At 57.0% G+C, this 19,622-nt stretch carries 19 protein-coding genes; 9 read left to right on the top strand and 10 right to left on the bottom strand.

Annotation, left to right across the window (positions count from 1 at the left end; all coding sequences use genetic code 11):
• Window positions 1-45 precede the first annotated feature (45 nt).
• The gene (locus CU103_RS01505) at window positions 46-717 is read right to left on the bottom strand and encodes an arylesterase (RefSeq protein ID WP_106662148.1); all 672 of its coding nucleotides are present in this window, start codon (window positions 715-717) and stop codon (window positions 46-48) included.
• A gap of 70 nt (window positions 718-787) precedes the next feature.
• Between CU103_RS01505 and CU103_RS01500 the strand changes: the two genes are divergently transcribed.
• The 4 genes from CU103_RS01500 (at window position 788) to CU103_RS01480 (ending at window position 5,753) form a co-directional block, all read left to right on the top strand.
• Window positions 788-1,492, top strand: a complete 705-nt coding sequence (locus CU103_RS01500; protein ID WP_106662147.1) for an ABC transporter ATP-binding protein — start codon at window positions 788-790, stop codon at window positions 1,490-1,492.
• A complete protein-coding gene (locus tag CU103_RS01495; RefSeq protein WP_106662146.1) occupies window positions 1,489-4,056 on the top strand; it encodes an ABC transporter permease in 2,568 nt (855 codons plus the stop codon). The genes CU103_RS01500 and CU103_RS01495 overlap by 4 nt, the downstream gene beginning before the upstream one ends.
• 192 nt (window positions 4,057-4,248) lie before the next feature.
• On the top strand, window positions 4,249-5,025 hold the full coding sequence (locus CU103_RS01485; protein ID WP_106662144.1) for a Bax inhibitor-1/YccA family protein: 777 nt from the start codon (window positions 4,249-4,251) through the stop codon (window positions 5,023-5,025).
• Window positions 5,026-5,192: 167 nt separating this feature from the next.
• Window positions 5,193-5,753 carry a GNAT family N-acetyltransferase gene (locus CU103_RS01480; RefSeq protein WP_106662143.1) on the top strand — a complete coding sequence of 187 codons (561 nt, stop codon included), beginning with the start codon at window positions 5,193-5,195 and terminating at the stop codon, window positions 5,751-5,753.
• Here the strand turns inward: CU103_RS01480 and CU103_RS01475 are convergent.
• The 3 genes from CU103_RS01475 to acnA form a co-directional block, all read right to left on the bottom strand.
• A complete protein-coding gene (locus CU103_RS01475; RefSeq protein WP_106662142.1) occupies window positions 5,750-6,121 on the bottom strand; it encodes a DUF2794 domain-containing protein in 372 nt (123 codons plus the stop codon). The two genes, CU103_RS01480 and CU103_RS01475, sit on opposite strands and share 4 nt — an antisense overlap.
• A 393-nt stretch (window positions 6,122-6,514) precedes the next feature.
• Window positions 6,515-7,288 (bottom strand): DUF1223 domain-containing protein, encoded by a 774-nt coding sequence (locus tag CU103_RS01470; RefSeq protein ID WP_245448534.1) that lies wholly within the window; start codon window positions 7,286-7,288, stop codon window positions 6,515-6,517.
• A 189-nt stretch (window positions 7,289-7,477) separates the two neighbouring features.
• On the bottom strand, window positions 7,478-10,165 hold the full coding sequence (gene acnA / locus CU103_RS01465) for an aconitate hydratase AcnA (RefSeq protein ID WP_106662141.1): 2,688 nt from the start codon (window positions 10,163-10,165) through the stop codon (window positions 7,478-7,480).
• 290 nt (window positions 10,166-10,455) lie between these two features.
• Between acnA and ccmA the strand changes: the two genes are divergently transcribed.
• Genes ccmA through CU103_RS01435 form a run of 5 tightly spaced genes read left to right on the top strand, consistent with a single transcriptional unit; the run spans window position 10,456 to window position 13,310 of the window.
• Window positions 10,456-11,064 (top strand): heme ABC exporter ATP-binding protein CcmA, encoded by a 609-nt coding sequence (ccmA, locus tag CU103_RS01455; RefSeq protein WP_106662140.1) that lies wholly within the window; start codon window positions 10,456-10,458, stop codon window positions 11,062-11,064.
• A complete protein-coding gene (ccmB, locus tag CU103_RS01450; protein ID WP_106662139.1) occupies window positions 11,064-11,729 on the top strand; it encodes a heme exporter protein CcmB in 666 nt (221 codons plus the stop codon). Before ccmA ends, ccmB begins: the two co-directional genes overlap by 1 nt.
• Before the next feature lie 47 nt (window positions 11,730-11,776).
• A complete protein-coding gene (locus tag CU103_RS01445; protein WP_106662138.1) occupies window positions 11,777-12,544 on the top strand; it encodes a heme ABC transporter permease in 768 nt (255 codons plus the stop codon).
• Complete coding sequence (gene ccmD, locus CU103_RS01440) at window positions 12,541-12,714, top strand: heme exporter protein CcmD (RefSeq protein WP_106662137.1); 174 nt, start codon at window positions 12,541-12,543, stop codon at window positions 12,712-12,714. The genes CU103_RS01445 and ccmD overlap by 4 nt, the downstream gene beginning before the upstream one ends.
• A complete protein-coding gene (locus CU103_RS01435; protein WP_170116975.1) occupies window positions 12,711-13,310 on the top strand; it encodes a DsbE family thiol:disulfide interchange protein in 600 nt (199 codons plus the stop codon). The genes ccmD and CU103_RS01435 overlap by 4 nt, the downstream gene beginning before the upstream one ends.
• Before the next feature lie 7 nt (window positions 13,311-13,317).
• Here the strand turns inward: CU103_RS01435 and CU103_RS01430 are convergent, their stop codons facing one another.
• From CU103_RS01430 to CU103_RS01405, 6 genes are all read right to left on the bottom strand, one after another.
• Window positions 13,318-13,743, bottom strand: coding sequence for a hypothetical protein (locus CU103_RS01430; protein ID WP_106662135.1), 426 nt, complete (start codon window positions 13,741-13,743; stop codon window positions 13,318-13,320).
• 104 nt (window positions 13,744-13,847) lie between these two features.
• Window positions 13,848-14,516, bottom strand: a complete 669-nt coding sequence (locus tag CU103_RS01425) for a septation protein A (protein WP_106662134.1) — start codon at window positions 14,514-14,516, stop codon at window positions 13,848-13,850.
• On the bottom strand, window positions 14,516-16,078 hold the full coding sequence (ftsY, locus tag CU103_RS01420) for a signal recognition particle-docking protein FtsY (protein WP_106662133.1): 1,563 nt from the start codon (window positions 16,076-16,078) through the stop codon (window positions 14,516-14,518). The genes CU103_RS01425 and ftsY overlap by 1 nt, the downstream gene beginning before the upstream one ends.
• Before the next feature lie 23 nt (window positions 16,079-16,101).
• Window positions 16,102-17,397, bottom strand: coding sequence for a tRNA (N(6)-L-threonylcarbamoyladenosine(37)-C(2))-methylthiotransferase MtaB (mtaB, locus tag CU103_RS01415; RefSeq protein WP_106662132.1), 1,296 nt, complete (start codon window positions 17,395-17,397; stop codon window positions 16,102-16,104).
• Window positions 17,397-18,290, bottom strand: coding sequence for a diaminopimelate epimerase (dapF, locus tag CU103_RS01410; RefSeq protein ID WP_106662599.1), 894 nt, complete (start codon window positions 18,288-18,290; stop codon window positions 17,397-17,399). The genes mtaB and dapF overlap by 1 nt, the downstream gene beginning before the upstream one ends.
• 236 nt (window positions 18,291-18,526) lie before the next feature.
• Entirely contained in the window at window positions 18,527-19,333 is an 807-nt protein-coding gene (locus CU103_RS01405; RefSeq protein WP_106662131.1) for a siderophore-interacting protein, read from the bottom strand.
• Between the last annotated feature and the right edge of the window lie 289 nt (window positions 19,334-19,622).

Raw genomic sequence — 19,622 nt, 5'->3', positions numbered from 1 at the left:
CGGCTGTATTTGGACAGCCGCGTGGCTGCAATCCGGGATGATTGCTTACTGCGCTGCGCCAGTCGCAATGCTGGACTCGGCGATGGCTTTTTCGATGACAGGCATAAATCCTTCGACCATTTTAGCGACGCCCTTGGCGTTGGGATGCATCCCATCCTCAAGCTGCAGTGACTTTTCGGTAGCGACACCTTCCATGAAGAACGGATAAAGCGGCACGTTATATTTTGCAGCCAGTCTCGGAAAAATCGCGTTGAATTTTTTTTCGTAGTCACCGCCCATGTTTGGCGGTGCGAGCATGCCTGCGAGAATAACCTGTACGTTGCGCTGTTTCAGCTTTTCAATAATGTCAGCGAGGTTTTTCTCGCTAATTTGCGGTGAGATGCCGCGCAACGCATCATTGGCACCGAATTCGAGAATGACGAGGTCTGTTCCATCCGGAATCGACCATTCGAGGCGGGAAAGACCATCAGTCGTCGTCTCGCCGGCCACTCCGGCATTGGCGATCGTGACATTGACACCCTTGTCTTTCAGAGCCTTTTCAAGTTGCGCAGTGAAGGAGTCCTGAACGGGCAGCTCGAAGCCTGACATCAGGCTGTCACCGAAACCCACCACTGCCAGCGGGTGGCCGGACACGGCATTTTGATTGGCCAAAGCCAGCGACGGCAAGGCAACAAGACCAAGTGAAACCAGTATTTGTATCAATGGTTTGAATCTCATTCTCGGGTACCCATATCAGACCAGCTGCAACCATAATTGGTGTCGACCATATCGCAAAGGAAGTCATCTCGTGACTAAATCTGTCATCGCACTTGATCACATTGAGTTGACACTGGGCAGCGGGCCTTCCTCGGTACACGTGCTGAAAGGTATCTCGCTCAACATCAACTCCGGACAGTCCGTCGGTATTGTGGGGCCGTCTGGCTCCGGCAAATCCACGTTGCTGATGGTGCTTGCCGGTCTGGAGCGCGTGGATTCCGGATCCGTACAGATTGCCGGCGAGAGGCTCGAGACTATGGATGAGGATGCTGCTGCCGCGTTTCGCGGCAAGAATATAGGCATCGTCTTTCAGTCCTTTCACCTCATTCCCAATATGACTGCGCTCGAAAATGTTGCCGTTCCGCTGGAACTTGCGGGCAATCCGGATGCTTTTGCCATTGCTGAACGGGTACTCGCAGCAGTCGGACTTGCTGACCGCGTGACCCATTATCCGGGCGAACTCTCCGGGGGCGAACAGCAGCGGGTGGCAATTGCCCGAGCGCTAGCGCCTTCGCCAAAAATCCTCATTGCTGATGAGCCAACCGGGAACCTTGACACAGCGACGGGTCGTCAAATCACCGACCTCCTCTTCGAAAAACAAAAGGAACTTGGACTTACCCTCGTCCTGGTTACGCATGATGCTACGCTTGCAGCACGTTGCGACCGGGAAGTTCGTGTGCGATCAGGTTTGATCGAAACAGACGAAGCTGCCCGAGAGCTGGCGAAAACCGCATGAGCGAGCTGCTTTCCACCCGGACGTCACCATCACTTAAATTGGCTCTGCGTTTTGCGTTGCGCGAAATGCGCAGCGGGTTGTCCGGCTTCTATGTATTTCTTGCGTGCATCGCTCTGGGTGTCGCCGCCATCGGCGGCGTCAATTCCGTGGCCAATGCCGTTACTGCAGGCATTTCCGCACAAGGACAGAGTATTCTTGGGGGAGACATCCGCTTTCAACTGAACCAGCGTGAAGTCACACCCGGAGAGCGAGCATTCCTGGCCGGCAAGGGTAAAGTCGCCGTGAGTGCCAACATGCGTTCGATGGCAAGACTTGCCGATGGCTCCGACCAGTCGCTGGTAGAGGTGAAGGCAGTGGATAATGCCTATCCGCTCTATGGCAGGCTGGAAACAACACCCGCATTTGATCACAATACGCTATTTGCTGAAAAAGACGGTGTTTTCGGCGCGGCCGTGGCGCAAATTTTTCTGGACCGTCTCAATCTCAAGCTCGGTGACCGCGTTCTGATGGGCTCGGCGACGTTCGAGCTGCGTTCCGTCATCACCAATGAGCCGGATCTACTGTCCGATGGTTTCGGCTTTGCGCCACGTTTCATGGTATCGCTGGACGGCCTTGCTGCCGCAGGACTGGTTCAACCGGGAAGTCTGGTCGACCATAGCTACAAGATCGCGCTGCCCGTACAGGCGAGCGAAGCCACCATCACGGCGATCCGCGACGAAGCCCGGCAAATGTTTCCCGAAGCTGGCTGGACGATACGCAGCCGGACCAATGCAGCGCCATCGCTCAGCGCCAATATCGAGCGGTTCTCCCAATTCCTCACGCTGGTGGGGCTTACCGCACTCATCGTTGGCGGTGTCGGTGTTGCCAATGCCGTCAGAGCCTATCTCGATGGCAAGCGCGGCGTCATAGCAACCTTCAAATCACTCGGGGCACCGGGCTGGTTTGTCATAGCTGTCTATCTGATTCAGATCTTGATCATCGCCCTGATTGGGATACTTCTCGGCCTCGTGATCGCCGCCATCATTCCTTATGCGGCGGGTTATGCGTTGCAAAATGTCCTGCCTATTGCGGCCAAGGGCGGATTCTACCCTGGCGCATTATCGTGGGCGGCCCTGTTTGGACTTTTGACAACACTGAGCTTTGCAATCCTGCCACTCGGGCGCGCCAGGGATGTCCCGGCAACGGCGCTCTTCCGCGAACAGGGATTTGAACAAAGGGGGTGGCCAAAGACCTTCTACATCGTTGTTGCGGTCGCGCTGATCGCCATTCTTTGCCTGCTTGCGGTATTTTTCGCCTATGACCGAAGGATCGCCACAATCTTCATCGGTGCGGTGATTTTTTCATTTCTGGTTTTGCGCGCAGTTTCGAGCCTGGTTCAGTGGTTGGCGCGGCGTGCGCCACGGGTTCGCTCGACCGCGCTGAGGCTCGCCATTGGCAATATCCACCGACCCGGTGCACTCACGCCGTCAGTCGTGCTGTCGCTCGGGTTGGGGTTGACGCTCCTCGTTACGCTTGGGCTTATTGATGGCAGTCTGCGCCAGCAGCTGGCCGGCAACCTGCCCGAACGGGCCCCGAACTTCTTCTTCGTGGACATCCAGAGCAAGCAGGTGGACCAGTTTACCGATCTTGTGCAAAAGGCGGCGCCCAACGGCAAAATCGTCAGCGCGCCGATGCTGCGCGGCCGCATAGTCGCGTTCAACGGCACCGATATCAGCAAGATGACCATTTCTCCCGAAGGCGCGTGGGTGCTGCGTGGCGATCGGGGCATTACCTACGCCAAAAGCGTTCCTGAAAATTCGGCGCTGACGCAAGGCAGTTGGTGGCCGGCGAACTATACCGGCGAGCCGCTTGTATCGTTCTCGGCGGAAGAGGCTGGTAATCTTGGTCTCAAGATTGGCGATACGGTGACGGTGAACGTGCTTGGCCGAAACGTCACCGCACGCATCGCCAATTTGCGCCAACTGCAATGGGAATCGCTGGCCATCAATTTCGTCATGGTATTTTCCCCCAATACGTTCGCAGGGGCACCGCATGCCTGGCTGGCGACTTTGACAGATAGTGCTTCGACTCCACAAGAGGAGGCAACTGTTATGCGCGAGGTGACCCGAACCTTCCCTGCAGTAACGACGGTTCGCGTCAAGGACGCGATCACCATCGCCAATGAACTTGTCGGTCAATTGGCCGTGGCGATCCGTGCGGCTGCATCGGTCGCGCTGATTGCCTCAATACTTGTACTGGGCGGTGCGCTAGCAGCGGGCAATCGGGCCCGTGTGCATGACGCAGTCGTGTTGAAAACGCTGGGCGCGACGAGACGCACGCTGATCAAAGCGTTCACGCTCGAATACATGCTCCTTGGCCTTTCGACGGCGATATTTGCGCTCATGGCGGGTGGCGTCGCGGCGTGGTACGTGATTGTACGGGTTATGACATTGCCGCCATATTTTCAGCCGGAAGTCGCGGTCATGACAGTGATTGTGGCTCTGGTTCTGACCGTCGGATTTGGACTTGCGGGTACATGGCGAATCCTCGGTCAGAAGGCCGCTCCGGTCCTGCGAAACCTCTGAAATCGTTAAAAAAGTGTAATTTTTGAGCAATTCATCGCCTTTTGGCCGCGATACACGTATTCTTGAGTGAATAAGGTCTTGTTATGAGGCCACTGAATCCCCATAATTTGTCCCAAGGCATGCTGGGGTCCCGCCAGCGGCGCCTGGGGAATAAACCCGACACCCGACGGGACGAAGCAAATGAGGTTAATCATGGCTGACTATCGCAACATCCAGGCCCGTACATCGGCCGGAGTGCGTGTGGACGCGGGGATCGATCAGGGTCTGCGCAGCTACATGCTCAAAGTCTACAATCTGATGGGGATCGGTCTTGCAGTGACCGGTCTTGCTGCTCTTGCACTCGTTTATCTCACGACCACGAATGATCCTTCTCTGGCCGCAGCGACACTGCCGAACGGCAAGATGCTGACCAGCTTCGGCGTTGTCTTCTACACATCGCCGTTGAAATGGCTCGTGATGCTCGCACCGCTTGCCGCAGTGTTCTTCCTGAGTTTTCGTATCGAAAAGATGTCGGTATCGGCAGCTCAAACTACCTTCTGGGTTTATGCAGCCCTTGTTGGTGCTTCGCTGTCGTCGATCTTCCTCGTTTATACATCCGGAAGCATTGTTCAGACGTTCTTCATCACGGCTGCATCGTTCGGCGCGTTGTCGCTATATGGCTACACTACAAAGCGTGATCTATCCGGAATGGGCTCGTTCCTGTTCATGGGCCTGATCGGCATCATTCTTGCTTCTGTAGTCAATATTTTTCTTGCGTCGAGCGCGTTGCAGTTCGCCATCTCCGCGATCGGTGTTCTGGTCTTTGCGGGTCTTACCGCTTATGACACGCAGAACATCAAGGAGATGTACTACGAAGGCGATGCCTCGGACACCTATGGCCGCAAGGCGATCATGGGCGCGCTGCGGCTCTACCTCGACTTCATCAACATGTTCATGTTCCTGCTGCAGTTCCTGGGCAACCGCGAATAATTCGATTGTGACGTGAACTGGGAATCGGGCAGCGGAAACGCTGCCCTTTTCTTTTGATCGGCAAATTGCCCAGCCATAGTGATGGCATTTTCGATACGGCACCCCTTCAAATTCGCGGCGAAGACGTGCATGACATTGGCAAGATTATCCTCTGCTTGTGAAACTCCATGTCCCAGATTCATATTCGTCCGGCGCAGCCAGCCGATCTTGGCCCCATCACCGAAATCTATCGCGATGCCGTCCTCCACGGAACAGCGACTTACGAAATCGACCCACCTGACCAGGAGGAGATGACCCGGCGGTTTCACGCGATCACGACCGGCGGATTTCCTTATATCGTTGGGGAACTTGATGGGACGGTGATCGGCTATGCCTATGCAAGTTATTTCAGGACCAGGCCAGCCTATTGGTGGACGGTTGAGGACTCGATCTATATCGCACCCGAAGCCAAGGGAAAGGGTCTCGGCAAGGCACTGCTGAGGCAACTGGTCGTCGACTGTACCGCCCTTGGGTTTCGTCAGTTCATTGCCGTGATCGGTGATGGCCACGACAATTCTGCCTCTGTGCGACTGCACGCCAGAGCCGGATTCAAACACTCAGGAACCATCAAAGGTTCAGGCTTCAAGCACGGACGCTGGCTGGATACAGTCCTGATGCAGCTCGACATGAACGGTGGTTCGCAAACGCTGCCCGGCAGACCACCTTTGAAAGGGAGTGCGGGCACTTAGCTGCGTACGACGCTTAAACTCTTGTCGAATATTTTGAGAACGCGGTCGAGTTCATGTCCGCGTTTGAGAATGAGGCCGCTAGCGGCTATGACGCTGTAGAGCCCTTGCTTGCGTGCCAGCCTTGGGTTCTTCTCTACCCGAAACATTGGAACTTCGCTGGTTCTGCGAAAAATCGAAAACACTGCACGATCCATCAAATGGTCGATGGCGTAATCGCGCCATTCTCCCGCAGAAACCATAAACCCATATATTCGCAGGATTTGATCAAGCTCGCGCCGATTGAAGGTGACGGGTAGTTCGCTGGTGCGGACAAGTGAAACGAGTTTTGCCTGATGTTGCGATTCGTCGCCACCTGCATTGCTGTCCATCAATCATCCGCCTCTGAAAATTGCCGTGTGACACCTGGATGACGTAAAGGTGACCTCATCTGCGTAAATTTACAAGTCCGGAGTCAATTTCGTGGTCATCTCCGGCCGGTTACGAACTGCTTTCTCTGCGTTCTCACGAAGCAATACGGCCTGTTTCCAATGGTGATGATCTGACACATTCTCGCCATTTTCTGTTCGCATTGCCGCCCGATTCGAAACCCAACATCCTCACATGTTGTCTGAGACGGTTCGGTCTTGACAGTCCGATACCCCAAGCCCCCCGCCCAACGGGTTGTTTGGGCCGAACCAATCAGTCTCCCTGAAAGGCAACATGCCCCAATATCTCAGGCCGGATTTATCCGGCCTGTTTTTGTTGGAACGGACACATCGGAACTAAGGCTTTGCAGCCATGATCGATGCGCCGATGATCGGTCCTGGTTTACCTTCGCCAAGCATCTCCTGAAGAAGCACGGCGCACCCCGTGGCCTTTTTGCTGGCGAGTTCGCTCAAAGGAATTTCGATCTTTTGGGCCTTGCCGTCCCACATGCCAACTGTTTCCATCGCTCGCACGCTGTTGGCATAACTGACCTTGCGCCCGACATTCTCGCCATCCGGAATTGCAACGATGCTTTCCCGGTTGAAGTAGGCGAGCAAAACCCGAACGGGGTTTGTCGCGCTGGGACCCGAGCCAATATCTATCAGCAAGCGATCAGGCGCTGCTTTCTCTATCGAGACAGGGACAATCAGGCCGCTTGGAGTGTCCCGCATTTCCGCGATGCGTCTGCGAATCTTCCGTCCATCCTGACCGTTCATGTGTTCGCGGCCATTCAGAATTACCTGAGGAGTATAGATCCCGTTTAGACCCAGAGCCGTGCGGTAGGCGTTCTGGCGGTCGGTGTTTTCTGGCAGAGCAAGGTTGTCGGTCCAGCCACGGTAGTCCCAATAATCAACGTGAAACGCGAGTGCTACGACCTTGCCTTCCGTGGCAAGTTCCTTCAGCACCGCGTCAGCTGGAGGACACGATCCACAACCCTGCGAGGTATAGAGTTCAACGACACCATCCGGTTTTTTGCCAACGTCCTCGGCACAGACGGGCAGCACATATACGGCAGCCGCCAAAAGCGGAGCACCGATCAAGATACGTCTGGACAAAGTGGGCAAGGGCACGGGTTCTATTTTCTTCCCAGTTTGAACGGGGTTGTTGTCGGACAAAATGATTGCGAGATGATTGATAGGAGCCGGTGGTTTCAAGAGGAAGTCACTTTGAGGTGAATTCGATCACGTTTCTACTGCCAGCCCAATCAAAAGGCCGCCGGGGTTGTCCGGCGGCCTTCGATTATTCGCAAAGTTTGCCGTTTATGCAGCGAGATCGCGCAGCACGTACTGCAAAATGCCGCCGTTCTTCAGATACTCGAGTTCGTCGATCGTATCGATGCGACAGATCAACGGAACCTTTTTGACGCTGCCATCGGCATAGGTCACCGTGGCAAATGTCTTCTGACGCGGCTGGATCGCGGCAAGACCTTCGATGGAGACGATTTCGTCACCTTTCAGACCCAGCGATTGCCAACTTGTGCCGTCTTCGAGAACGAATGGCACAATACCCATGCCGACCAGGTTCGAACGGTGGATGCGCTCAAAGGACTGGGCAATTACCGCGCGAACACCCAGCAGGTTGGTGCCCTTGGCTGCCCAGTCGCGTGACGAGCCATTGCCGTATTCCACACCGGCAAAGATCACCAGGGGCACGTTCTCGGTGCGGTATTGCATGGCCGCGTCGTAGATCGGCATCTCTTCCTTGGAAGGATAGTGGAACGTATAGCCGCCTTCGCGCCCATTCTCGCCGAGCATGTGGTTGCGTATGCGGATATTGGCGAATGTGCCCCGCATCATTACTTCATGATTGCCGCGACGCGTGCCGTACTGGTTGAAGTCGAGTGGAGCAACGCCGTGGTCGGTGAGGTACTTGCCAGCCGGCGAGGCCGCCTTGATTGAACCGGCCGGCGAGATGTGGTCGGTGGTGATCTTGTCGCCGAACAGACCAAGGATGCGGGCTCCCTTGATGTCGTCGACCTTGCCGGGCGTCTTGCCCATACCAACGAAATAGGGCGGGTTCTGCACATAGGTCGATTGGTCGTCCCAGGCATAAGTCTGACCAGCTGGCACTTTGACGGCCTGCCAGTTCTCGTCGCCCTTGAACACGTCCGCATATTTGGCCGAAAACAGCTTGCGGGTTACGTTCTTGGTGATGAATTCCTGGATCTCATGCGAAGACGGCCAGATATCCTTGAGGAATACCGCGTTGCCGTTCTGATCTTCACCAAGTGGCTCGGTGGTCAAATCCTTGGTGACGGTACCGGCCAGCGCGTAGGCAACCACGAGCGGGGGTGAAGCCAGGTAGTTCGCCTGCACATCGGGCGACACGCGGCCTTCGAAGTTGCGGTTGCCCGACAGCACGGCGGCAGCGATCAGGCCCTTGTCATTGATGGTCTTGGAGATCGGCGCCGGCAAAGGACCGGAATTGCCGATGCAGGTGGTGCAACCGAAACCGACGAGATTGAAGCCGAGCTTGTCGAGTTCCTTCTGCAGGCCGGCATTCTCGAGGTAGGCGGCAACAACCTGCGAGCCGGGCGCGAGCGATGTCTTGACCCACGGCTTGGATTTCAAACCCTTCGCGACGGCATTGCGGGCAAGAAGACCGGCCGCAATAAGCACACTTGGGTTCGAGGTGTTGGTGCAGGAGGTGATGGCGGCGATAGCGACATCGCCATGGCCGAGATCGTAGTTCTCGCCTTCGACTGCATATCGGGCGTCGAGCTGCGTGGTCTTCTTGTATTCCTTCTGCAGCGATTCATGGAAGCCCGATGCAATGCCCTCAAGAGCAATACGGCCCTCCGGACGCTTCGGTCCGGCCATGGACGGAACGACAGTGCCGAGGTCCAGTTCCAGCGTGTCCGTGAAAACCGGATCGGCCGAATTTGGTTCACGCCACATGCCTTGCGCCTTCGAATAGGCCTCGACGAGGGCCAGGCGGTCTTCGTCCCGACCGGACATGTGCATGTAGTTGATGGTTTCGCGGTCGATTGGGAAGAAGCCGCAGGTCGCGCCATATTCCGGACCCATATTGCCGATGGTGGCGCGATCGGCCAGCGTCATGCTTTCGAGGCCGGGGCCGAAGAACTCCACGAACTTGCCGACGACGCCCTTCTTGCGCAGCATCTGCACCACGGTGAGAACCAGATCAGTCGCCGTCACGCCTTCCTTGACCTTGCCGGTCAGGCGGAAACCGATAACTTCCGGCAGAAGCATGGAAACGGGCTGGCCAAGCATGGAAGCCTCAGCTTCGATACCACCAACGCCCCAGCCAAGAACACCAAGTCCATTGACCATTGTCGTGTGCGAGTCTGTGCCCACACAGGTGTCTGGATAGGCGACGGTGACGCCGTCTTCTTCTTTGGTCCATACGGCCTGGGCCAGATATTCAAGATTAACCTGATGGCAGATACCGGTGCCGGGGGGGACGACGCGGAAGTTCTTGAATGCCTGCTGGCCCCACTTCAGAAAGCGGTAGCGCTCGCCATTGCGCTCATATTCGAGGTCGACGTTGCGCTTGAATGCCTGTGGATTGCCAAACTCATCGACGATGACGGAATGGTCTATGACGAGGTCGACCGGAACGAGCGGGTTGATCTTCTCGGGATCGCCGCCGAGATTGACCATGGCGTCGCGCATCGCTGCGAGGTCCACGACTGCTGGAACACCGGTAAAATCCTGCATCAGGACGCGGGCGGGACGATAGGCGATTTCTGCGCCGGCACTGCCGCGGTCAACGAGCCATCTGGCGACGCTTTCAATGTCTTTCCTGAAAACCGAGCGGTTGTCTTCAAAGCGAAGCAGGTTTTCGAGAAGGATTTTCATCGAGAAGGGCAGCTTGGAGATGCCTTCCAAGCCGTTCTTCTCGGCTTCGGTCAGACTGTAATAGACATATTCCTTGTCCCCCACGATGAGGGTTTTACGGCACTTAAAACTGTCAATCTGTGACATTTTGCGTTCGTCCTTATGCTGAGGCCTAACCCGGGACGAACGCCTTTGCCGCGTTTCAAGGACGCGCTAAGGTGCGGGTGCAGTCATTTCCGCTGTCCGTCCCGCAACAGGTGTCCAAAACGGCACCGGTATCGAGATCGGCCAAAAATGGTTTCCACACCGACCGCTGGCATGGTTGACAGCTATATAGAGTTTTTCGTCGATCTGTGCCAGACCGACATTGGTCAAAAATGCATGCTGCGTCGAAATGATCGTGCGGTATTTGGGGACACGTAAAAAGCGGATTATTGATGCGGTTAATCGCTGAAAACTTGGGCGGGGAGCGGGGCGGAGAGCGATTGTTTTCCGGGCTCGATTTCACCGTCTCCCCCGGTGAAGCCTTGCTTGTTACCGGGCCCAACGGCGCCGGCAAATCCACCCTGCTGCGAATCATCGCCGGGCTGCTGCTACAAGCCGACGGCACGCTTCGCCTTGAGGGCGCGCCCGACGCATACGAGGGTCTCGTTGCAGCCTCGCATTATCTCGGCCATCTCAACGCCATGAAACCGGTTTTGAGCATCAACGAAAACCTGCGCTTCTGGCAGGAGTTCAACGGGACAGGCCAGCATTCCATTGAAGAGGCACTCGAATTTGTGAGCCTCGGCGATATCGGCCATCTGCCGTTCGGCTATCTTTCCACCGGCCAAAAACGACGCGCCAGTATCGCTCGCCTTCTGATCAGCGATCGTCCGGTGTGGCTGCTCGATGAACCGACAGCGGGCTTGGACAAGGCATCAGAATTGCAATTTGCCCGATTGATGCAATCCCATCTCAATGAGGGCGGGATCATCATTGCCGCCACGCATCTGCCACTCGGCCTCGACGGTGCAAGAGAATTATCGTTGGGGGCGGTTGTATAATGGGAGCCTTGTTCCTGCGGGATATCCGGTTGGGGTTGCGCGCCGGTGGCGGCGCGCTGGTCGGCATCCTGTTCTTCCTCGCGGTAATCGCCGTTGTTCCTTTCGGCGTTGGTCCTGACCTGAAACTGCTCGCCCGCATTGGCGCCGCGATGCTGTGGATCGGTGCCCTGCTAGCAACGCTGCTTGGTCTCGACCGTTTGTTTCAGGCAGACCGAGACGATGGCTCGCTCGACCTTCTGATCATGGCGCAGGGGCGGCATTTGCTGGCGCTCACCGTGCTGGTGAAATGCCTGGCGCACTGGACGGTGAGTGTGCTGCCGCTGGTGGTCGCCTCACCGCTGCTCGGTCTGTTCATGAACATGGAACCGGCAGCAATCGGTGCGACGACATTGACACTGTTGGTAGGTACGCCGGCAATCACGCTGATTGGTGCGGTGGGTGCGGCGGTCGCGGTTTCGCTCCCGCGTGGCGGCCTCCTGGTCTCGGTCATCATCCTGCCGCTGACGATACCGGTGCTGATTTTCGGAGTGTCTGCGTCCTATGGCGCAGTTGAAGACCCGGCACCTTTTCTGGCACCCTTCCTTATTCTTGCTGCGATTACGCTGTTTTTTGCGGTTCTGGGACCATTGGCAGCTGCGGCAGCGCTCAAATCCTCGGCGGACTGACAGAGAGGTGAATTGCGAAAAGGGCATCAGAAAGCTAAGAGAACATCATGAGTGATGCAGTTTCCAAAACCGGACGATGGATCGACCTGGCAAACCCGACAAGGTTTCTGAGCCTTGCCGGCGCTGTACTACCTTGGCTCAGCGGAATGACGATGATCGTGCTTGCCGCCGGCTTCTGGATGTCGATGCAGGCACCCGACGATTATCAGCAGGGGGCAACCGTCAAGATCATGTTCATCCACGTGCCTTTCGCCTGGCTGTCGATGATGTGCTACACGATCATGACCGTTGCCGCACTCGGCACGCTGGTCTGGCGTCATCCATTGGCGGATGTGTCTGCCAAGGCCGCTGCACCGATCGGCGCAGTGTTCACTGCGCTTGCCCTGATCACCGGTTCGCTCTGGGGCAAGCCGATGTGGGGCACCTGGTGGGTTTGGGACGCGCGCCTTACTTCGGTTTTTGTATTGTTCCTGATGTATCTCGGGATCATCGCTCTCACGCGTGCCATGGATGATCCCGCAAAGTCGGCCAAAGCCACGGCAATCCTGACATTGGTCGGTTTCATCAACATTCCAATCATCAAGTTTTCTGTCGACTGGTGGAACACATTGCATCAACCCGCATCGGTTATCCGCATCGGAGGCTCGACCATCGACCCCTCGCTGCTCTGGCCACTGCTGGTCATGGCTATTGGCTTTACCCTGCTGTTTTTCACCCTGCACATGATGGCCATGCGCAATGAAATCTGGCGCCGCCGGGTTGTTGCGATGCGCCGTGTCGCGGCGCGCAGCGCGGAGCGGAGGCCAGTGCAGTGACGAGCCACACCGCATTCATCGTCGCCTCCTATGGCGCGTCTATCCTTATCCTTGCCGGGTTGATTGGATGGATATTCATCGATCAGCGTACCCAGCGCCTGGCGTTGCAGGAACTCGAAACACGGGGTGTCAGGCGCAGATCCGACACCAAAGCGGACGACGCGTCGTGACCGGACAGGATCAATTGGAGAAATCACCGGCAAAACGCAGTTCATTGTTCGCGTTCCTGCCTCTTGTACTCTTTGCGGTATTGGCGGCCATATTCGCTTTTCAGCTCGCATCCGGCCGCGACGAATCCGTAATTCCCTCGGCACTGATCGGCAAGCCTGCCCCGGCATTATCGCTTCCTGCCGTGAGTGGTCTGTTGAAGGACGGACAACCGGTTCCCGGGCTTGACCCCGCGAGTTTCAAAGGTCAAGTCACGCTCGTCAATGTCTTTGGTTCGTGGTGCGTGCCGTGCCGGGTGGAGCATCCGCTGCTGATGCAGTTGGCACAGGACAAGCGGATTCGTCTGGCGGGATTGAACTACAAGGACAAGAATGAGAACGCCCTGCGTTTTCTGGACGAACTCGGTAATCCCTATGCGGTGATCGGTGCAGACACCAGTGGCCGAGCGGCTATTGAATGGGGTGTTTACGGTGTGCCCGAGACCTTCCTGGTCGGCCGTGATGGCATCATAGCCTACAAGCATGTCGGGCCTTTCACCGAAGCTTCGATCAGCGATGATCTGATCCCCGCTGTCGAGGCGGCACTCAGGGCGAAGTAACGTTGTCTCAGTTTTCCAGCATGGCGTAGTGCCTCACCCAACCAGCAGCGCGGGTCGCGGCGGTGGCCGTCGTGTCGTAGGAGTGGGTGAGCGGGACGGTGATCATCCGATAGCCGAATGTCGTCTTCGTTGCGACCGTAACCGGCGCGTCAACAGGCGTGCCGAGCGCCAGCGTCTCGATTGGCCGTTCGGCAGCGGGCGCTGGCACGGCAAAGGACCTGCTGGCGACGACTGTCCCCCGTGAAGCCTTTACCGTGCAAGTTGCAGTGATCAACGGATAATCGACTTTGGTGTTCTGACGAATCTGGCTTTCGAGATCGGCACGGCAGCGCTCGATGCTGGTCCAGCCGGCATCCGCGGTCTTGATATATTCGCAGATTTTCGCATCGCAGTCGCAACCCATCAAGGTCATCACGATGAGAGCCGTTTTCATGGAGCGCGCTTTCTGAAGATTCGTTGCTGTTGCCGCGATTCTTGAGCGCAGATCGCGGCGGGATTTCGTCGCGATGAGGTGGAAATTATGGCCGTTTGACGGAATTACTTGTCTTTGCTTGCCGCTTTTTCGACTGCCTCTTGTTCAATGGAATATTTCATCACCAGTGGCATCTGCGCAAAGGTAAAAAGCAGCGTGATTGGCATGGTTCCCCAAACCTTGAACGCCACCCAGAAGTCTGTCGAGAAGCTGCGCCACACGACTTCGTTCAACACCGCGAGAACGAGGAAGAAGACACCCCAGCGCATGGTTAGCTTCCGCCAGCCCTCGGCATTCAATTTGAAAGCACTGTCGAACACATAACCGAGCAGCGATTTTCCGAAGTAAAGCCCGCCGAGAAGAATCATGCCGAACAGGGTATTAACGATGGTCGGCTTCATCTTGATAAAGGTTTCATTGTGCAGCCAAAGGGTGAGGGCGCCAAAAACCAGAACGACGATTCCTGAAATCAGCGGCATGATTGGCAGGCTGCGGAGCAGGATCCAGGAAACGCTGAGCGCGATCAATGTCGCGGCCATGAACAGTGCTGTCGCAATGAATATCGGCTCGCCGATACTGGCCAGAACAGGAAAACGCTCGAGTAGCCATTCGCCGCGCGCATTGGCAAAGAAGAAGACCATGAGCGGGCCCAGCTCCAGAGCCAGTTTCAGCAGAGGATTGACTTCCTTATGTGCCGGATCGGACGGATCGCGTTCGAATACGGATTCTTCCATCATGCAACTCCCGCAATGGCTTTGGCAAAATCTCTCGCGGCAAAGGGTTCAAGGTCGTCGACCTGTTCGCCCACGCCAATGAAATAAACAGGCAGTTTGTGCTTGGCCGAGATGGCGACAAGAATGCCACCCCGTGCGGTGCCGTCAAGCTTCGTCATGACCAGACCATTGACGCCGGCAATGTTCCTGAAGATTTCAACCTGATTCAGCGCATTCTGGCCGGTGGTGGCGTCGAGCGTCTGCAGTACCGTGTGCGGTGCCTCAGGGTCGTTCTTGCCGAGCACGCGAACAATCTTCGCCAGTTCATCCATCAGTTCTGCCCGGTTCTGCAGGCGGCCGGCAGTGTCGATGATCAGAACATCGCTACCCGCTTCCTTGGCCTGTTTCCAGGCATCAAAGGCGAGCCCCGCGGCATCGGCTCCAATTTTTGACGAGACAACAGGAGCGCCTGTGCGCTTGCCCCAGATATGCAACTGCTCGATGGCTGCGGCACGGAACGTGTCGCCTGCCGCAAGCATGACGTTCAGGCCGCCCGCTGTAAGCTTGGCCGCAAGCTTGCCGATTGTCGTGGTCTTACCGGTGCCATTAACCCCGACAACCAGGATTACGTGCGGCTTGTGTGAAAGGTCGAGTTCCAGCGGCTTTGCCACCGGGCCAAGCACCTTTTCGATTTCCGACGCCATGATCGTACGGACTTCCTCCGTACTGATATCCTTGCCGTAGCGTGTTGCGCTCAAGGCGTCGGTGATGCGGATAGCGGTCTCCATGCCAAGATCGGCCTGAATCAGGACATCTTCGAGATCCTGCAGCGTATCTTCATCGAGCTTGCGCTTGGTGAATATGCTGCCGATGGAATCGCCGAGCTGTTGCGAGGAACGGAACAGGCCCTTGCGCAGCCGCTCGAACCATGTGAGCCGCTTCTCTGGAGCGACGGGCAATGGTTCATCGGCTGGCTTCTCTTCGACCGTTCTTGTGACCGTTACCTTCGATGACGCGGGTTTTACCGGCACGAGAACAGGTTCAACCTGGCCGGCAGCGTCAGCGGCTGGAGCCTTCGGGGTCGGTGCTGCTACCGGTTCGGCTACCCGTTCGCCCATCGGCGATTCAAGAGCCTCCGGCGCCGCCTCGGATCGTTCTTGCGCTGCTGCCTCTATTTCTGGAACAGTTTCAGGAACTGCAACGTCCGCTTCAGCCGGCTCTGCGATTGCTTCCGGCAAGGGTGCCGTTGGGATCTCTTCCGCGCGAGGAGATTCGGCAGGAACAATCTCGATTTCGACCTGCTCAACGATGACCGGCTCGATTTCCGGCAGAATTTCTGGTTCCTGTGCCAGGTCAACGAGGACAGATTCAGGCTCTGAGTAAGTCGCTTGGCTTTCGACGGGTTCAGCTGCAGCAGGTACAGTTTCAACCGTATCCGGTAGTGCTTCCTGCGCCGTAGTATCCTCGTAGATCTGTTCGACTGTCGGAGATGTATCCGGTACCGTCGAAGTTTCTTCGACCGGAACCTCTTCGACCTCCTTTTTGCCGAAGGAGAAAATCTTCTTGATGAAACCCAGAGCCATGAAAACTGCTTTGCTGATTAAGTTTACGCTGCGCGCCGATTGCTATGATTGCCATGGTCAGGGGCCAATAGCTTGTCACTGTCATGGCCGTTGATCATGCGCTCGATGATTTGGCCCGGCGTCCCACCGTCAATACCGACGAGGGTGAAACCTTCCGTACGGCCAAGCCCCTCGCGTTCGATGAGAATTTTTTGGCGAGTGCCGACGAGCCCGTGCAAATGGCCGGTATAGGCGGCATCGCCCGCGGCCCGCAACCTTGCAGCGCGTGCCTTGACGATCCGGCGGTTAACCAACGGCATGCGTGCGGCAGGCGTTCCTTCGCGCGGGCTGAACGGGAAAACGTGGAGATGCGTCAGTCCGCATTCCTCGACGATCCGGATTGAGTTCTCGAACATCTCGTCCGTTTCGGTGGGAAAACCCGCGATAATATCCGCGCCAAAAACGATATCGGGACGAATCCGGCGGACGTTCTCGCAAAATTCGATGGAGTTCTCGCGCAAATGGCGGCGTTTCATTCGCTTCAGGATCATGTTGTCGCCCGACTGCAGTGACAGATGCAGATGCGGCATCAGCCGTTTTTCATTCGCCAGAGCGTCCATCAGATCTTCATCGGCTTCGATCGAGTCGATGGAGGAGAGGCGCAGCCGTGGTAAATCCGGCACTTCCTTGAGGATGGTCTTGACCAGCTTGCCCAAGCGAAGGTTTCCCGGCAGGTCAGGACCATAACTGGTCATGTCGACGCCGGTCAGCACCACTTCATTGTAGCCGTTGCCAACGAGCCGCTTGACCTGCTCAATCACGCCGCCCATTGGAACCGAGCGCGAGTTGCCGCGGCCATAGGGAATGATGCAGAAGGTGCAGCGATGATCGCAGCCATTCTGCACCTGAACAAAGGCGCGGGCGCGGCCCTCGATGGCGTCGACCATGTGTGACGCGGTCTCGCGCACCTCCATGATATCGTTCACGCGCACCTTCTCGAACTGGTTGACCCCGAAATCCGGCAGCATGCGGTAGGAATTGGATTTGAGCTTTTCCTCGTTGCCAAGCACAAGGTCGACTTCGTCCATCGCGGCAAATTCACCGGCGCCTGTCTGCGCGGCGCAACCGGTGACAATAATGCGCGCTTGCGGGTTGTCGCGGCGCGCCTTGCGGATCGCCTGCCTGGCCTGGCGCACAGCTTCGCTGGTGACGGCGCAGGTGTTGAAGATGATCGCGCCGTTTTCCAGCGTGCCGAGTCCGGCCGAATCGGCTTCACGCTTCATCACCTCGGACTCGTAGGTGTTGAGCCGGCAGCCAAAGGTGACGACGTCAACGGCCATCAGGCAGCTCCCTGTGAAGGTGCCGTATCGTCTCGCTGCCATGCACCGGTCTGCGGGTCGAATGTGCCTGAAAACTCCCACTCGGCCGGTCCGGTCATCACAACGTGATCGTTTTCGAGCCATTCGATCAGCAGCGGACCGCCTGGAACGGTGACCGTAACGGTGCGTTCCGCACGGCCCGTGCGAACGGCAGAAACTGCGGCGGCACAGGCGGCCGAGCCGCAGGCACGGGTCAGTCCGGCACCGCGTTCCCAGGTGCGCAGGGTGATGGCGTGGCGGCTGGTAACATGGGCGATGGAGATGTTGGCGCGTTCCGGGAAAATCGGGTGGTTTTCCAGCAAGGGGCCAAAGCGCTCCAGCTCGTAGGTCCACACGTCCTGATCGACCCAGAAGATGGCGTGCGGATTGCCCATGCTGGCAACTGAGGGCGAATGCAATACCGGCGCGTCGATGGGACCGATCTGCAGTTCGATCCTGCGCGTGTCGTGGAACGCTTCGGCAAGCGGGATGTCCTGCCAGTCGAAGCGTGGCATGCCCATGTCGACGGATATCTGCCCGTCGGGATGCTCATGCGCCGTCAGAATTCCGGCGATCGTCTCGAAAGTGAAGGCGCGCTTGCCGGTTTCCGCGCTCATCGCCTGAACGACACAGCGCATGCCATTGCCGCAAGCCTGGGCCTGCGTGCCGTCAGAATTGATGATTTCGATATAAGCTTCCGTCCCGCTGGTCTTTGGAGCGTGAATGGCCATGATCTGGTCGAACTTGGTCGCGGGATCGCGATCAAGCGCAATGGCCGCCTCCGGCGTAATCCGGTCCGCACGTCCGCGCATGTCGGCAACGATGATTTCGTTGCCGAGCCCATTCATCTTCGCAAACTGTGCGCGTGCCGTCATGCCTGTCGTTAGCCTGTGGTTGCCTTGATTGTCGATAGAGGGCTTATATGGCGGAAAAGGGGAGGAAATGCCAGTGCCGGACCACATCAAAGCTGCAGCTCCAACCCCCGACTTGCGAATGGTCATGCGACACGCACGATCGGCTTGCCGAAACAGAGGCCTTTGCACAGGCCGATGAAGATTCCGGGCACACTCGTCAGGCCGCCAGCAATAGACTCGTGATACCTGGTTGGGGATCAGTGCGGCTCATGTGCGTCGGCGACGCCACGCAGCCAATAACCGGCGGCCTTGAGCCATTCGGCATTAAGGCCGCGCTGATCGACGAGGTGATTGCGCAAGGATTTGGAGGTATTGCTCTCACCGGCGATGAATGCATAACAGTCGCCGTTGGGCAGGCTGAGCTGCTCGACCTTGCGGAGGAGCAGGTCGTTGTTGCCGGCTTCCGCACCATTGCGGTGTACCCAGATGATCTCTGCTTCGGCCGCTGTTTTGAGTACCTGCTCTTCTTCCTTACGGGCGACCTCGATTATGGCGACGGCACGCGCAGCCGGCGGAAGTTCTTCCAGGCGGCGGCCAATTGCGGGCAAGGCGGTCTCGTCGCCAACGAGCAGATACCAGTCGAATGCATCGGGGATGATCACCGAGCCGCGGGGCCCACCAATCACAATCTTTTGTCCGACCTCCGCTTGGGCAGCCCAGCTTGAGGCTGGGCCGTCACCGTGCAGGACAAAGTCCACATCAAGCGTATTGGTCGCCGGATGAAAGGCGCGGGGGGTGTAGTCGCGCATTTCCGGACGCGGCCTGTCCTCCGGGAACGCCAGTCCATCAGGACCGGGCACCGGCAGAATTTGATCACTGCCAGCTGGCGGGAAGAAGATCTTGATATGATCCGCATAGCCGGGGCTCGCGAAGCCTTCAAGCTGGTCACCGGCGAGGGTCACGCGCAGCATCAGTGGAGTTAGATGTTTGACAGCCTGAACCTTAAGGACACGCAGCCTGGTTTCATGGCGGATTCTTTGGGGCGATTTATTTATGAGATTCATACTCAGGAAATAACTTGCCGCTCTCGCAAGTTCAATGGCCTTGCTCGCACATTTTCGTTATGGGCTTTTGTCGAGTCCATAAGACTTTATTCACCTTGAAATGATTGAATTGGTTAATGCCAATCGATTCTTTGATCGAGGGCAAAGTCTGGAGAGTGTGGCGATATTGTCAGTTCGATTGTTTTTTAATGGTGCTGATGCAGGAAAGGGGCGGAAACGCGCCGGTTTTTCCGGGGTGCGGGTTGAAATTTCGCCACTATCGCCTTTGTATCGTGCAGATAACGCCAAA

The sequence above is a fragment of the Phyllobacterium sophorae genome (assembly GCF_003010965.1).
Classification (GTDB): domain Bacteria; phylum Pseudomonadota; class Alphaproteobacteria; order Rhizobiales; family Rhizobiaceae; genus Phyllobacterium; species Phyllobacterium sophorae.
Note: the sequence above shows the minus strand (reverse complement) of the source record. Positions and strands in the feature narration are given on the sequence as shown.